This window comes from Schaalia meyeri, from assembly GCF_900105015.1.
Classification (GTDB): Bacteria; Actinomycetota; Actinomycetes; order Actinomycetales; family Actinomycetaceae; genus Pauljensenia; species Pauljensenia meyeri.
Window position 1 is genome coordinate 1 of the sequence record NZ_FNLK01000008.1, and the last position, 13,033, is coordinate 13,033.

9 protein-coding genes and 1 pseudogene are annotated in these 13,033 nt (G+C 67.8%); 2 read left to right on the forward strand and 8 right to left on the reverse strand.

The features are described 5' to 3' along the window. Positions 1-463: 463 nt before the first annotated feature. Entirely contained in the window at positions 464-1,156 is a 693-nt protein-coding gene (locus BLT68_RS03525) for a type 1 glutamine amidotransferase (protein WP_074632856.1), read from the forward strand. Between the two features lie 208 nt (positions 1,157-1,364). On the opposite strand, the gene manA is transcribed toward BLT68_RS03525, so the two are convergent. The 4 genes and pseudogenes from manA to BLT68_RS03545 form a co-directional block, all read right to left on the reverse strand. Then, the gene (gene manA / locus BLT68_RS03530) at positions 1,365-2,582 is read right to left on the reverse strand and encodes a mannose-6-phosphate isomerase, class I (RefSeq protein WP_074632857.1); all 1,218 of its coding nucleotides are present in this window, start codon (positions 2,580-2,582) and stop codon (positions 1,365-1,367) included. A 68-nt stretch (positions 2,583-2,650) separates the two neighbouring features. Continuing rightward, a complete protein-coding gene (gene cydC, locus BLT68_RS03535; protein ID WP_074632859.1) occupies positions 2,651-4,414 on the reverse strand; it encodes a thiol reductant ABC exporter subunit CydC in 1,764 nt (587 codons plus the stop codon). Then, positions 4,411-6,011: pseudogene (locus BLT68_RS09515) on the reverse strand (ABC transporter ATP-binding protein/permease). Before BLT68_RS09515 ends, cydC begins: the two are co-directional and overlap by 4 nt. A 159-nt stretch (positions 6,012-6,170) precedes the next feature. Beyond that, a complete protein-coding gene (locus BLT68_RS03545; protein WP_074632860.1) occupies positions 6,171-7,319 on the reverse strand; it encodes a branched-chain amino acid aminotransferase in 1,149 nt (382 codons plus the stop codon). A gap of 318 nt (positions 7,320-7,637) precedes the next feature. On the opposite strand from BLT68_RS03545, the gene BLT68_RS03550 reads away from it, so the two are divergent. Continuing rightward, a complete protein-coding gene (locus BLT68_RS03550) occupies positions 7,638-8,153 on the forward strand; it encodes a hypothetical protein (RefSeq protein WP_074632964.1) in 516 nt (171 codons plus the stop codon). 66 nt (positions 8,154-8,219) lie between these two features. Here the strand turns inward: BLT68_RS03550 and BLT68_RS03555 are convergent, their stop codons facing one another. From BLT68_RS03555 to BLT68_RS03570, 4 genes are all read right to left on the reverse strand, one after another. Continuing rightward, on the reverse strand, positions 8,220-9,008 hold the full coding sequence (locus tag BLT68_RS03555; protein ID WP_074632862.1) for a TraX family protein: 789 nt from the start codon (positions 9,006-9,008) through the stop codon (positions 8,220-8,222). A gap of 138 nt (positions 9,009-9,146) precedes the next feature. Continuing rightward, on the reverse strand, positions 9,147-9,626 hold the full coding sequence (locus tag BLT68_RS03560; RefSeq protein WP_050695000.1) for an S-ribosylhomocysteine lyase: 480 nt from the start codon (positions 9,624-9,626) through the stop codon (positions 9,147-9,149). A 3-nt stretch (positions 9,627-9,629) separates the two neighbouring features. After that, complete coding sequence (dnaG, locus tag BLT68_RS03565) at positions 9,630-11,600, reverse strand: DNA primase (protein WP_050695001.1); 1,971 nt, start codon at positions 11,598-11,600, stop codon at positions 9,630-9,632. A 47-nt stretch (positions 11,601-11,647) separates the two neighbouring features. After that, positions 11,648-12,952 (reverse strand): deoxyguanosinetriphosphate triphosphohydrolase, encoded by a 1,305-nt coding sequence (locus tag BLT68_RS03570; protein WP_050695002.1) that lies wholly within the window; start codon positions 12,950-12,952, stop codon positions 11,648-11,650. Positions 12,953-13,033: the final 81 nt, after the last annotated feature.

Sequence of the window (13,033 nt, forward strand, 5' to 3'; positions counted from 1 at the left end):
CGACGGGTGGCGTGCGCGTACCAGCGCGTGGACGCGCACGGCCGCAAAAAGCTGAAAACGCAAGGGCGGGTGCGTGAAATAGGGGTCGGCGGCCCATCGATCGACGGCTCGTGAATACGCCTGCCGGATTCGTTCTCGCCCCGGTGGTCTCCCGCGTGCATAGGTTCAGCGTGTCGACGCGTGTCCCCTGAAATTGGCGGCGCTGGCTGCCCGGCCGCTGCCATTCTCAGGGGTTTCTCAGGTGACCCCCGTTGATTTTTGAGCTTTGCTTTTCACAATGGGAGCGTGTTGCAGCCCCTCGTCTCGGGCTGGCCGAGCGCGGTGGGGATCGCACGCCGCGTCAGGTCCCGGGACCGGGGGCTGCGGTACGTCCGGATCCGGGTACGTCCAGTTTTGGTGCGCGACTGCCCCGTTCTCCGCCGAACTATCGGTGTGCGTACGTGAACACGCTTACAATTGACGCATGGGTATCCTCGTGATTCAGAACGACCCGATCGTCCCGGCGGGTCAACTATCCGCCTTCCTGGGCGGCCACGAGGTGGTGCGCGCCTGGGAGGATCCGGCGCACATCCGCGAACTGTCCCGCGCGCCCCTGCCCGGCGCGCTGGTCCTATTGGGCGGCCGCGCGAATTGCTACGACGACGCCGGCTGCCCCTGGTTGGAAGACGAGCGAAAGCTGATGCGCCGCTGCGTGTGCGCGGGCGTACGGGTCCTCGGCATCTGCCTGGGCGCTCAGCTGATCGCCCAGACCTTCGGCGGGCGCGTGAGCGTGGGGGATATGGCGGGACCGGAGTACGGAGCCTTGCCCCTGATGTGGGGCACGAACGACCAAGCGGGTGGCGGGGGCGCCGTCCCGCTGCGCATGGCCCTGGCCTCCACGCATGTCGTCTTCGCGGATCACGAGGACGCGATCGTCGCGCTCCCCCCGGGCGCGCGCGAGTGGGCCCGGTCGGACAAATACACGCAGATCTTTTCCTTCGGCACCGCGCTGGGCGTCCAGTTCCACCCCGAGGTCACGCGCGAGATCGCGATCGTCTGGGCGTCGAATAACGACGTCGTTGACACGGAGGATATCGTCGCCGGCTATGACGCCCACGAGGGTGAGCTGGCCTCGACGTGTAAGACGCTGGCTGAATGGGTGTCGGGGGTCTTCTAAACACTCAAGAATCGTGGTGCGGGCACCCCCACGCGGTACCCGCACCACGACCAACCATCGGGCCTCGTCGCAGCGATGGAGATGAGGTCCGACCCTCATTCTAGGGCATACGCCACGAATAACAAGACTTTTTCACCAACCACTCCCGTCGTGCGGGAGACCGTGACAGCCCTGGCATCCACGGCACCGTTGCACCGGAAAAGGGCGTTCAGGGGGCCGCGACCTGCACAAAGGATCCGGTGCCCTGCGCCCAGACGCGCCGCTCGGCCGCCGAGATAAACGCCGCCTGGCCGCGGGTCAACTCGATGCTGTCGCCCCCCTGTTCCTCGCTCACGTGCAGACACACCGCACCCGACGTTGCGATCACGATGCGCGGCCCCTCGCCCGGCACCACGACCTCGTCACCGCGGGAAGCGTGCGCGCCCGGGGCCAGCGTCGTCACGGACAGCTCGAACTCCTGGGCGGGAGCCAGGAAACGGTCCGTGGTCTGCGAGGGGTGCTCGGGGGCCACGCGCACGGGCGGCAGCGCCGAGAACTCGGTGATCTCCACGAGCTGCGCGGAATCCACGTACTTGCGGGTCAGACCCGCGCGCACCACGTTATCCGAGGAGGCCATGACTTCGATGCCCAGACCCGACTGGTAGGCGTGGATCTGGCGCGGAGGAATGTACACAGCCTCGCCGGGTCGCAGCGACACGGGGTTCATGAGGAAGGCGACGATGATGCCCGGGTCCCCCGGGTGCTTCTCCCACAGGACGCTCACCAGCTCGTCCGTGCGCGGTGACGGCGAGGCGCCCGACGCCAGGCGCACGCGGCAGGCTGCGACGAACTCCGCGACGCGCTCGGGGGTCGCCGGGGAATCCTCGTCGAAGAGCCAGGTGGCCAGCGACCGCAGGCCACCGCGCACGGTCGACAGCTTCAGGCGGTGGCGCAGCCGTTCCGCTAGGTCCCCGTCCAAACCCACCAGCAGCTGTCGGGCTTTGCGCGGCACGCGGAATCCGACCAGCGCATGAAATTCGGTGAGCGCGTAGATCATCTCCGGCTTGTGGTTCATGTCCCGGTAGACGCGGCGCGTGTCCGTGCGTTCGATACCCAGGACTTCCTCACGCAGGTATCCCTCGCGCGCGATTTCCTTCGTCGGGTGCACCTGCAGCGAGAGGGTCTGGGCGGGGGCGATAATCTTCGCCAGGTAGGGCAGAGTGGGCCCAAAGGCGTACAGCAGCCCCCCGCCGAGCGCGCGCTTCGGGTCACGCCCGATGTGCTCCGAGAGGGTCTGCCCGTCCGCCAGCAGCGTTGGCCCGTCGGGGTGGGCTCCAAACCACACCTCGGACACCGGGTTGTCCCCGGCGGCAGCGCCCAGAAACTCGGGGATAGCGTTCGTGGATCCCCACGCGTCAGCTTTCGTCCAGCCGATCAGTCTTTCCATAGGTGGAATCCTATCGGGTTAGCGGCGCGGGGGACCAGGCCGGTCCCCTTCCCCGCTTCGCGGCGGTCTCAGGCGCCGGGCCGGGTAATGTTCTCGCGCGCCTCAAGGGCCGCGAAAGCGCCCGGAATCGCGTGCAGCTCGACGTACGTGCCGGACTGGACAATGCGGCCGGAGTCCATGACGATAATCAGGTCCGCGTCGCGCACGGCGCTGATGCGATGCGCGATCTCCACGATGGTCCGCCCGGCGCACAGGCGCGCGATCCCCTCACGCACTCGTTTCTCCGTGTCGGGGTCTACCTGGCTGGTGGCCTCGTCGAACACGTAGATCGCCGCGTCGCGGGCGAGCGCGCGGGCCAGGGCCAGTCGCTGGCGCTGTCCGCCCGAGAGGCGTTCGCCCATGTCGCCGACCACCGTGTCCAGGCCGTCCTTTTCGGTGGCGATCCAGTCCGTGAGATCGACGGCGGCCAGGACGCGGTCCAGGTCCTCTCCGGACGCGTCCGGCGCCGCGAGGAGGAGGTTGGCGCGCAGCGTGTCGTTGAACAGGTAGGGGCGTTGGGAGGCGGAGGCGACGGTGGATCGCAGGTCGTGCAGCGCCACGTCGGCGACGCTGGTGCCCCCGATTTTTACCTTCCCGCCAGCGGGATCCCAGGTGCGCGTGATGAGCGCGGCGAGGGTCGATTTGCCGGATCCGGACGCGCCGACGATGGCTGTTCGCTTGCCCGCGGGGATGCGGATGTTAACGCCGTCCAGGGCGACGGGGCCCGCAGCGGCCCGGTCCCCCTCGGCCGGGTAGGAGAAACTGACGTCCTCGAAGAGGATGTCGCCGGGGGTGAGGGGCAGGGGACGCCTCGGCTCCGCAACGGCGGGAACGCGGTCGGTGATCGTAAAGACCCGGGCGGCCGAAGCGAAGGCCTGGTCGAGGTCGGCGGCGAACTCCTCGACGGCCAGAACCGGCCCGAACGAACCCATCGCGATGCCCAGGGCCACCCCGGCCTGGGGCAGGGTCAGGGACTCGGCGATGACGTCGGAGCCTGCGACCAGGGCCACGGTTACGACACCCAGGGCCACGGCGGCCTGGTTGAGGCCTCGGCGCAAGGCGATCCACCGGCCCTGCGTGCCCATCGCCTCGCTGACGCGCTCCTCGATGGCTCTCATCTCGGCCTCACGGTGCTCCTGCGCCCCAAAGCTGAGGACCTCACGCACGCCCTGCACGGAGTCGGTGACGTGGGCCGCGAGAGCCCCGCGTCCCTCGCGCACTTCGCGCGCGGCGCGGGCGGTCGAGGCCGACCCGAGGAAGGGGACGACGGCTCCGACGACGAGGAGGAAGGGTGCCAGCACCGCAGCGAGCGTCCAGGAGGTGGCGGCACCCATCCACGCGAGGGAGAGAATCGGAACGATCAGGGCGGTGGTGGCGGGGCCCAGCGTGTGAGCGAAGAAGACCTCTACTCGATCGATGTCCTTCGTCACCCGGTTCATGATGTCGCCCGAATCCAGGCGATCCGTGCCCGCGGGGGCCTGCGGTTCAAGCCGATCGTAGAAGTAGTTGCGCAGCATCGCCAGGGAGTGAAAGGCCACGAAATGCCCGGCGAACTGCTCCAGGTAGCGGGCCAGGCCTTTCAGGAGGCTAAGAGCCACGGCGCACGCGATGACCGGGTCGATGCGCCACGTCTGCTCCCCCGACGCCAGGCCTGCGACAGCCCAACCGCCCAGGGCAAACAGCGCGACGCCGAGCATGAGGAAGACGATGCGCGCCGCGATGGAGGCCGCCAGCGGGAGCAGGACGCGCCGCGTGATCGAAAGGAGACGGAGGGCAAGTTGCCTGCGGTTCATCGGATCTTTCCCTCCTGCAGTCGAACGGTGCGCTCGGCGCCCTTGATCGTCGCCTCCCTGTGAGAGATCGTCAGGGTGGTGCGACCGGCACACACGGTATCCAGGGATGCCAGGATCTCGCGTTCGGAGGCCAGGTCCACGTGCGCGGTCGGCTCGTCCAGGATCATGATCGACGCGTTCTTTAAAATCGCGCGGGCGATCGCGATGCGCTGGGCCTCCCCGCCGGATACGGCCAGGCCTCGCGCGCCCACGCGGGCGTTCAGCCCGCCGGGCAGGCGTTCAATGAACTCACCCAGGTGCGCGGCGCGCAGGGCGTTGATGAGCTGAGGATCGGTCGCCGTGGGGGAAGCCAGGAGGAGGTTGTCACGCAGGGTCCCGGAAAAGAGGTAGGTGCTCTGTTCGACGACCGCCACCTGGGCGCGCGCCCAGGACAGGGGCGCGTCGGCGAGGTCGACGCCGTTGAGGCTCACGCTTCCGCGCGCGGGCCGCAGGAATCCCTGCAACAGGGCCGAGATGGTGGACTTACCGGCGCCCGAGGGGCCGGCCAGTGCGACGTGTTCGCCAGGGGAGACGGTCAGGTCGGCGCCCCGCAGGACGGGGGTGTTGGACCGGTAGGCGAAGCACACGTCCCGCAGGCGGATCTGGCCGGGCGCGGGCGGGATCGCGGGAGCAGAGGCCCCCGGGGATCGCTGACGGGCGGGGGCTGCGACGTGAACTTCTTGATTTCCTTGGTCGCGGCGATGCCGCCCATGCCGATGTAAAAAAATTGTCCGATGCGGTCCAGGGGGTCCAGCATGATGGACGAGAGTAGGACCAGGGATACGCCCTGTCCGACGGTGATGGCGCCCTGTTCCTGGCGGATGAGCGCCAGCGACATGGCGCCGGTGATCATGCCGAGCGAGAAAACGGAGTCGATGACCAGCAGGATCAGCTGGTTTCCGGCCAGGTACCGCATGACTTTGGAGCGCACCTCTTCGGCGGCATCGGCGAGGCGGCTGCCCATCTCGCGCCCCGCGTTCATCAGGGCCAGGTCGCCCAGGCCCTGTATGGCGTCGAGTTCCTTCGCTGCCAGCTGGCGCGAGGCTCCGCGGTAGCGCGCGGAGACCGGCTTGAAGGCCTTGCGGAATCCCAAGACGGCGGCGGGGACCAGGGGGATGGCGACGGCCAGGAAGGCACCGGAGATGGGGTCGAGGGTGAGCGCGACGAAGACGACGACCAGGATGGGTGTGGTCAGCGAGGCGATCATGGGCATCAGGAAGATTCCCTTGTACGCGGCGGACCGTTCCACGCCGTCGGTCGCGGAATTGACGATGCGCCCGGCGCGCTCGCTGGTGCGTTGCGAGGGACCCAGGGCAAAGACCTGGCGGATCATCGAGTGGCGCAGGGTGGGTTCCAGTTGGGTCATCTGGGCGCCGCCCAGGGCGCTCACCGCCCAGGCGAAGAAGCCGGAGCAGGCGGCTCCGGCGAGGGCGAGCCACCACGACGACCAGGCATGGCCCCGGACCGCCTCGTCGATGCCCCAGCCGACTGACAGGTAGGCGAGGGCCAGGGCGAGGGCCGTAGCCCAGGAGCTCAGGACGACGATCACGGGTTTCATCGTTCTCCCATCATGAGGATGCACACGACCACACTGCGAAGGATACCCTTAGTTGCGTTCTGACACGCTGTCACCAACGTGTGATGTTACCTGTTTCCATACACAAAACGGGTGCCTGTGCCCCATGAACGAGGCACAGGCGCCCACGTGCGCATCCGCTCAGGCCAGGCGGTACGTCCACCCGTAGGGGTCGGCCGCGCGCCCCCACTGGATGTCAGTCAGCCGACGGTGAATCTGGCGGGTCTTGTCCCCCACGGGAAGCTCCACGTCGAAGTCATCGCTGCCCAGGCGCGTGATCGGCGTAACCATGGCGGCCGTGCCGCACGCGAAGACCTCGGCGACAGCGCCCGAGCAAATGCCCTCGATGACATCGGCGAGGACGATCTTTTCTTCGCGGACATCACCGCCCTCCTCACGAAGCATCCGCAAGATGGCACTGCGCGTGCAGCCTTCGAGGATGACGCCGGAAAGCTCGGGCGTGCGAACCGTGCCGTCAGCCATGACGACGAACATGTTCATGCCGCCCAGCTCCTCCAGGTACCTCCCCTCCCAGGTATCCAGGAAGCAAACCTGGGAAAATCCTCTCGCCTCTGCCCGGATCTGCGGGAGCAGGGACGCGGCGTAGTTGCCGCCCGTCTTGGCGCTGCCCGTGCCGCCGGGACCGGCGCGGTGGTACTCGTGTTCTACCCAGATCGCCACGCCCGACAGTCCGTTCTTAAAGTAGCGTCCGGAAGGAGACCCGATGACGTAGTAGTCGACGACGCCGGCGGGGTGAATGCCCACGAACTCCTCCGAGGCGAACATGAAGGGACGCAGGTACAGGGAGGCCCCCTCGGCCTCGGGCACCCACTTCAGGTCCGCGCGCACGTAATCCACCAGGGAGGCCACGAAATCCTCGCGGCGCATCTCGGGCAGGGCCAGGCGGCGCGCCGAGTGGTTGATGCGGGCCGCGTTGTAGCCGGGGCGAAAGGTCCACACGGAACCGTCCGCGCGCTTGTAGGCCTTGATGCCCTCAAAGACGGATTGGCTGTAGTGGAACACGGAGGCGCCGGGCACCAGGTTCAGCGGGCCGTAGGCGATGACGCCGTGATCGGTCCAGCCGACCTCGCGGGTCCAACGCATGTGGGCCATGTGGTCCGTGAACTTCCTACCAAAGGCCAGCGTCGACATGATGTCCTCGTAGGTTTCTGGCGAGGCGGGGGCCGGGTTGGGGGTCAGCGGGAAACGACCGGCCAGCTCGTCGGCTGCGGGCAGCGCCAGGTCCGCGGACGCCTCAAGCTCCGTGGGAATATGCTGGATTGATGCCATGAGACCTCCTGTGGTGGTGCGACGCACATGTGAGGACAGGATATGCCCGCGGTGAGCGTCGCGGCCGCCACATTTCGGCATGTGGCCGACGCGCGCTCGTGTGGAAGTTTTCACGCCCGATTTGGCTCACGAAAGCCGCCCATTTTCTGTGGTCCATTCCCGCCTTCGCGCGCCGCGTCCGCCACGCTCCCAGCGAGTTTGCATCCGAAGGACGCGCACGAAGTGGTCCTCTCCGAATGCCTCGTCGGGCGATACGTGCCGGGTGTTGATCCTGCGATCGCGCCCGTGCCTCCCACGGCAACCGGATACGATCGACGTATGACGACACTACCCGACTCCCTGATCACAGCCCTGCCCGCCCGCGAGCGCCGCTCCCCCGGCCTGGCTCTGGCCGACGGGCGCTGGCTCGCCGCCGCGCAGGCGGGACTCTACGTGTTCCCCTCCCCCGCGGCCGCCGAGGAGGGATCAGGCGGGAGTACAGGCAAGAACGAGCCCGCGCGTTTCCCGTGGTACGACGTGGCGCGGGCGCGCTGGGAGGCCGATGGGCAGCTCTTCGCACTGGAATGGGTGGATCCCTCCAGGCGGCCCCTGACGGGGAAAACCGAGGGAGACCCCGCTCAGTTCATGCGTCACGCGAGCGAGTACGTGAACCACTCGATCGTGCTGCACACCCAGGTGGAGGCCCCGGGCGGGACGACCATCACCGCGTGGGTGCGCCGCGGCGAGGAGGGGCTCTTCTCGGTCCTCACGGCCGACGGTTCGCTGGACGCCGCAGGCCGCCGAGCGGCGGACGCGCTCGAGACGAGCGTGCGCGAGGCGGTCGGCCTCGACTGAGCGAGGCGCCCCCGCAACCCGCTTGGTGCAGCGGGACGCGGGGGCGCCGGTTGGGGCACGGAAACTTCAGGCGGCCTGGAAATAGGCGATGAGTGCCAGCAGCCACAGGTGCGCGGGGTAGAACACGTAGAAGAAGTACTTCGAGAAGCGCGTGTGGGGGCCGTGCTCGCCGTTGTACAGGTGCAGGACCGGGATCACCAGGACCAGCATGAAGTCCGAATTCTCCGCGAGCATGGACACCGTGGCCTGCCACGTGTCGTAGGGCTGCCACACCAGGGCGAACATCCCCGCGGCGAGAGCCAGGTAGGCCAGGTCGCGCCACACGACACGGGAGTAGAGCGCGTAAGTGATGACCATGAAGGGCAGGATCGGCAGGCCGCCCTCAATGGGCAAAATGGACAGGACGATGGAGCCCAGCAGCGCGCCGACGGTGGCGGCCCTGTGCCGCTTCGTGCCGGCGGCCCGCTTCACGAGGGCAAGAAGCGCTGTGCCCACGGCCAAGGTGAGGAAGATGTTGTTGTCGTACATGTGCACGTCGCGGGTGGCCAGCAGCTGGCCGAGCGCCAGGTTACCGACGGCCATGATGGCCGCGGCACCCCACAGACGCGTTAAGTATTTGCGCATGTTCGAGGTGTAGAGCACCCCCTCGACCGCTCCGTAGGCGAACCAGACTCCCACGCACCTGGTGACGACGTGGAAGATATCCGCCCAGATGACCGGAACCAGGCCGGGTACGTGCGGGAGATGGTCGAGGACCATGAGCGCCGCCATCGCCAGCTTGATCCAGTACTGGTTGACGCCCAGTCGCGAACGGGGAGCGACGTGAGCGGGGGCGGACAGTGCGTGTGCGGACATTGGAGTGCTTTCTCGTTGCTCAATAAGGACACTCCCAGTGTCGCCGAACACGCCGGTCCGGTTCCATCGGGGGCCACCCTGGTGTATCCCCGTCCCTCCCCGGGGAAAGTACCGGGGGACTGCCCCCATGCCGGGGCGCTACTGCGGCAGCAGTCGACGGTCGAAGGGGTCGATAGAGACGCCCTGGTCGAGGATCGTCCGACTCCATTCGCGGGCGCTGAACAGAGAGTGGTCGCGGTAGTTGCCGCAGGAATACACGTCCGTTCCGGGCACGTCCTCCCACGTCACGTCCTCGGCGATTGCTCGCAGGGAGGAGACCAGCGCGGCGGCTACCTCCTCAACCGTGGGGGTGCCCCACATGATGAGGTGGAAGCCCGTGCGGCATCCGAAGGGCGAGCAGTCGATGACGCCGTCGATACGGTCGCGCAGCAAAGAGGCCAGCAGGTGCTCGATCGTGTGCAGGCCCGAGGTTGGGATCGTGCCGCTGTTTGGCTGGACCAGGCGCACGTCGAAATTTGAAATCTGGTCCCCCCGCGGGCCCATCTCCACGTTAATGAGGCGCACGTAGGGCGCCTTGACGGCGGTGTGATCCAGGGTGAAACTCTCCACTTCGGCCATCGGTCAGTGCCTTTCTGTGTAGTTTTGCCTGCGTTGCTCCAGGCGCATGAGCGACCGGAAGGTCTCGGAATATTGGGGATCTTCCTCGCTCATGCGAGCGAGGTTTGCGCGGGCTTCCCCCAGCTTGCGGGTCAGGTCCATGCGCACCATTGCGGCTACCACGCCGCGGCAGTAGGAGCGCAGGTCTGCTTCGCCCGCGACGGGCAGCGGCGCCACGGCGAGCTCCGTCACTTCCGGGGCGAGGAACTCGCCGGCGGTCTCCAGGATGACCTGCACGAAGTGGCGGGACGCGGCCCGGGTGGCGTCCTCGCCCGGGCCGAAGTGGGCCTCGGCCTGGCGCATCATCTGGGTGAACGCGTCCAGTCCTCCGGCCGCTCGAATCACGTCGTGGACCGCCCGGTGCGTGGGAACCGTGAACGATTGGCCGTCCAGTTCCTCAAACCCGGAGCCGACGACGGCGAGCGGGTTCTGGAGCACCGCCTCCAGCGCCTGCCGTTCCACACGGCTAACCGGGTCCTCGTTCCCCCTGCGCTCGGGGACGGGACCGGGGCGACCCGCGCCCGCCATCTCGACGGTGCCGGGGCGCGCCTCGCGTTCGCTCACCTGCGCGCGGGCAGCGGCGCGGATCGCCTGCTCGACCGTGCGCGTGTCCATGCCCAGCCACCCGGCGAGCGCCCGCGTGTACTCCGTGCGCAGCGCCCGGTCCTTGATGTGGGCGACGATTCCGGCGGAGGCGCGCAAGCCCGCCACTCGCCCCTCGGCGCTGCGCAGGTCCATCTGAGACAGGACGGAACGAATCGCGAACTCAAACAGCGGGATGCGCGAGTCCACCAGGTCGATAACCGCCTGGTCCCCCGCCGACAGGCGCAGCTCGCACGGGTCCTGCCCGCCCGGTGCGACCGCCACGAAGGTCTGCGCCGCGAAGTTCTGGTCCTCGCCGTAGGCGCGCAGCGCGGCCTTGCGCCCAGCGCTGTCACCGTCGAAGGTGAAGATCACCTCGGAGCCGTGCGCGCGACCACTGGACAAGACGACTCCTGCGGCGGGGTCCGCGTGATCGCCCAGGAGACGGCGAATCACCCTGACGTGCTCGGAACCGAACGCCGTGCCGCACGTGGCCACGGCGTTGGTCACGCCCGCGACGTGGGCGGCCATGACGTCGGTGTAGCCTTCGACGATGACCACCCTGTGATCCGTCGCGATCGATTTCTTCGCCAGGTCCAGGCCGTACAGGAGCTGCGACTTCTTATAGATGGGGGTCTCGGGGGTGTTCAGGTACTTCGGTGAATCCTTCTCCGTCTCGTCCAGCCTGCGCGCGCCGAAACCGACCGTCGCCCCCGTGATGTCTCGGATCGGCCACACCAGGCGGCCTCGGAAACGGTCATAGATACCGCGGCTGCCCTGCGACCCCAGGCCGGCGACCTGGATCTCCTGGTCCGTGAAGCCCTTGGACCGCAGGTGGCGTGTCAGCGCGTCCCACGAGGCCGGGGCATAGCCGACCCCGAAGTGCGCGCACATCGCCTGGGTGAAGCCTCGATCCGCGAGAAATTGGCGCCCTCTGTGTGCATCCGGGGTGGCCAGCTGCGCCTGATAGAACTCTTCAGCCACGCGGTGCGCGTCCAGCAGGCGCTGGCGTTTACCCGGCTCCTCGGTGCGCACCCGCGCGCCGCCCTCCTCGTAGTGCAGGGTGATCCCGGCTTTGGCGGCCAGTATCTCCACGGCCTCGGTAAAAGGCAGGTGGTCGATCTTTTGCACGAAGGAGATGACGTCGCCACTCTCTCCGCACCCGAAGCAATGGAACATGCCCAGGTGGGGGCGAACATTGAACGAGGGGGTTCGCTCGTCGTGGAAGGGACACAGGCCTTTGAGGGAACCGACGCCCGCGGGACGCAGCGTTACGTGTTCGCCGATGATCTCGTCGATCTTCAGCGCGTTACGTACCGCTTCGATGTCGTCCTTGCGAATCAGACCCGCCATGATCTTCAGTCTACCGACGCGTGCCTTCGGATGCGGAGCAACCGCACTCAGAGCTGCGAGGACAGCATGCCGCACCAGCGGGCGTGCCAGGTGGAGGCCGACACGTCGGTGAGCGAGGCAACCTGGTCGATAACCGCGCGCAGGCGCACACCGTCATCGGAGGCGGCCCGCCACTGCGCCGCGAACACGGGTTCCAGGGCGCGTTCCCCGGCCTCGTACAGGGCGTCAACCAGGTCGGCGAGAAGCGTGCGCTGCTGGTAGTACACCGGCTCGGTCTCTCGCGGGCTCATCACATAGTGAACGGCCATGCCTTTGAGGATCTGTATCTCGGCACGAATCCGTCGCGGCACCACCAGATCCGCGCGGTATCGGCCCACTGGTTCGGCGCCGAAGGCCTCGCGCGTGGCCAGAACCGTCGCCGAACTAAAACGCCCGATCAGCTCGCTTGTCGCGTCCTTGAGGTGCGCCAGTGACGAGTAGGAGCCGTCGAAGGAACGCAGCCACACCGGCATGGACACGATCCTCTCCAGGGCCTCCTCCAGGTCCGCACGCGCCACCGACGCGCCGTACCAGTCGAGCGTGGAGGCGATGACGGCCTCCGCGTGCGCGTCGTCGTACAGATCCGCGGGATCCAGCTTCCGCGTGGCCACCGCGTCCTCCACGTCGTGCACAGAGTAGGCGATGTCATCCGACAGGTCCATGATCTGGGCCTCCAGGCAGCGTCTGGAGGCGGGGGCTCCCAGACGCATCCACGCAAACACCGGGGCATCGTCGGGGTACACCGAGTACTTGCGCGCCGACTTCACCGGGTCTGGGCCGCCCGACTTCACCCACGGGTACTTGCAGATCGCGTCCAACGTCGCGCGCGTCAGGTTCAGTCCCGCGGGCACGCCGCCCGCGCCGATCACTTTCGGTTCCAGGCGCGTCACGACGCGCAGGGTCTGCGCATTGCCCTCGAATCCGCCAATCGCAGCCGCGGCCGCGTCCAGTGCGCGCTCGCCGTTGTGGCCAAACGGCGGGTGCCCCAGGTCGTGCGACAGGCACGCCGCGTCCACCACGTCCGGGTCCGCACCCAGCTCCTTTCCCAGTTCGCGCCCCACCTGCGCGACCTCGAGGGAGTGGGTCAGGCGCGTGCGGATGAAATCGTCCGAGATCGGCCCCAAGACCTGCGTCTTTTCGCCCAGCCTGCGCAGGGCGGAGGAGTGCAGGATGCGAGCGCGATCGCGCTCGAACTGCGTGCGTTCGGAGGACTTGTGGTCCTCCGGCACCCAGCGCTGTGAATCAGCTGCCGCGTAGGGCAGCCGCGCGTCGCCGCCGTCGACTCCCGGGATGGCCACAGAAAACTCATTCACGCGACCATCTTACGATGGGCGCGCCCCGGGCGGCCGCTCCCCGAGGGGCCTACGGCGACGGACGCCTCACTGTGAGATAGT